This window comes from Neochlamydia sp. TUME1 (genome assembly GCF_000813645.1).
Classification (GTDB): Bacteria; Chlamydiota; Chlamydiia; order Chlamydiales; family Parachlamydiaceae; genus Neochlamydia.
The window spans coordinates 1-1,530 of record NZ_JRXI01000023.1; the positions used below are offsets into that span (position 1 = coordinate 1).

Annotated in this window: 1 protein-coding gene; it reads right to left on the reverse strand. The window is 35.3% G+C overall.

Annotation, left to right across the window (positions count from 1 at the left end; genetic code table 11):
• Positions 1-633: transposase (locus DB41_RS01040; RefSeq protein ID WP_052243764.1), on the reverse strand; the 633-nt coding region annotated here is incomplete at its 3' end.
• Positions 634-1,530 lie beyond the last annotated feature (897 nt).

Consider the following 1,530-nt stretch of genomic DNA (forward strand, 5'->3'; position numbering starts at 1 on the left):
GCCTTTTTTTCTTTCTTCCTCAGAGAAAGCAATTAATCGATTAGATTTTATGCCAAATATAAACATTTTTTTGAGTTCATAGTGGATAAATTCCATATTATCTTTAGCGCCAAACCAATTATCCGCCAGCACATACTCAAATTCAACTTGATTGGTAACTGCTTGCTGGATAAGTGCTCTAAAATGTTGGTTTTTAGTGGTGGATGATTGCCTTTTTTCTTTCTTCGTCTTTACGTCGCAAAAGTGCATATCTTTCTTAATCACTTCAAAGCCAATAGGAAAAGTATGATCTCCATAGCTAATAAGACAGGAAAGTAGGTTAATACCTTTTACACATCTTCCTTGGGTATGAGAAAAATGCCAGCAGACGATTTCGTTTTCATCCGTATAGGGCTTTTCTTCTATCGTATCATCAATAATCAATACACCTCCTTTATTTTGTTCTAGATGGCGCACTTGCTTTTTAACATACTGCCATAGTTCTTTCGATCCTCCTGAATTGTTATTAAGAAAACGGGTGATTTTATCGTGGCTAATCTGACCATCTAAAAGGTTAGATAGCCCGGTAGCTGTGGCTTGCTGGTTTTGGCTAATAAGATAATCTGTATAAATATCAAGAAGATCAAGTTTCATTTTTTTCTCCTCTTTTCAAAGAAAAAAATATACCCTTGGAATAATTTTTTCAACTCATCTGTGCGTAAGGTGAGCTTTTAAGATTCCTTTATAAGGATCCTCTATTTAGGTTTTATCACATAGCCTATGCCTTTTATGGTTTAAAAAACATTCATCATTTGCCCTTAACTTAATAAAAAAAGGCAGAATCCCTTATCGGCTGAATGTAAGAGATAGCTTACAATTAACTCTCTATTCCCGCCTTCGCTTTTTTGTTAAAACATACCACGATAAAGCTTTAAAGATCGCAGGAATTGAAGCAGATGGGGCGAGGCACCATTGGCTTTTAATTCTAAAGGCTAAATGATTAGGGAAAGACGCTTTGAGGACTGGCAATACATTAAACAGAGGAGGTAAGAAGTAAAAAGTTAAAAAGTGCACTATAAGACTACACTCTACAAATTAAGTGAGCACAAAATGTGCTGGCTTAGAGGTAGGAAAAGAAATGTTTCATACAAGCTGGAGAATAGATTAGGAGAAGAGCTTTTCGCTTTCTTTCAAAAATAGAGGTAGAGGTTAAGCTCTACTATCAGGGAGACCTATCATTGATTTCGCCTAAATACCCTGTGTGAGAAATAAGAGGGACAAGGAAGAAGAGACAGTTTTTTCCCCATTATATTAAAATAATCCTTGAATAAAATTGCCATTTTGGTATAATAACATCCAAAGCACGAGCGATTTAGATTTCCCCATACGGCAACCGCCTCTCTTAAAATCCCCATGAAATAGCGATTTATATCCTTGTACACCATAGAACAAACATATAGGTGGGAAATTGACAGCTCAAATTTAAAACTCATTCATTCTCTTTAACTTTTAGGAGTTTAGGAAAAAATTAGAGAAAAAGGAAAATAGGGA